Source organism: Streptomyces sp. WM6386 (genome assembly GCF_000972385.1).
Taxonomy (GTDB): Bacteria; Actinomycetota; Actinomycetes; order Streptomycetales; family Streptomycetaceae; genus Streptomyces.
The window spans coordinates 1-533 of the sequence record NZ_JXTE01000420.1 but is presented as its reverse complement, the minus strand read 5'-3'; the positions used below and the strand labels follow the sequence as shown (position 1 = coordinate 533).

General features: G+C 71.9%; 1 protein-coding gene. It reads right to left on the bottom strand.

The window, feature by feature from the left end:
- Nucleotides 1-45 precede the first annotated feature (45 nt).
- The coding region (locus TN53_RS42040) for an SUMF1/EgtB/PvdO family nonheme iron enzyme (protein WP_046264177.1) at nt 46-533 on the bottom strand (488 nt) is incomplete at its 5' end.

Sequence of the window (533 nt, the reverse complement as noted above, 5' to 3'; positions counted from 1 at the left end):
TCCCCGCCGCGCCGGAACGCCCCCGTCCTGCTCGCTGTGCCATGGTCAAGCTCCTTTGTTGTCCAGGGCGCACCGGAACCCCACGTTGCCGGTCGCCGAGTCGGGGAAGAGGCCCTGCCGCGCGGCGACCCGGTAGCGGCGGCAGTAGGACGCATGGCAGAGGTAGGAGCCGCCCTTGGCGACTCGCTGCTCCCCATGGGAGAAGAGGTCTTCGCACCATTCCCAGACGTTGCCGGTGGCGTTGTACAGGCCGAGGCCGTTCGGCTCGAAGGCGTCGACCGGGCAGGTGCCGTACCAGCCGTCGGTGGTCGGATGCCGGTTCGGGAACTCGCCCTGCCACACGTTCATCCGGGGCCGGCCGCCCGGCTCGAACTCGTCGCCCCAGGGGAACACCTTGGCGTGCAGCCCCCCTCGGGCGGCGCGTTCCCACTCCGGCTCGGTGGGCAGGCGCTTGCCGGCCCAGGCGCAGTAGGCACGGGCGTCGTCCCAGTCGAGCTGCACGACCGGATGGTCCGCCCGGTCCTCCCAGCTGG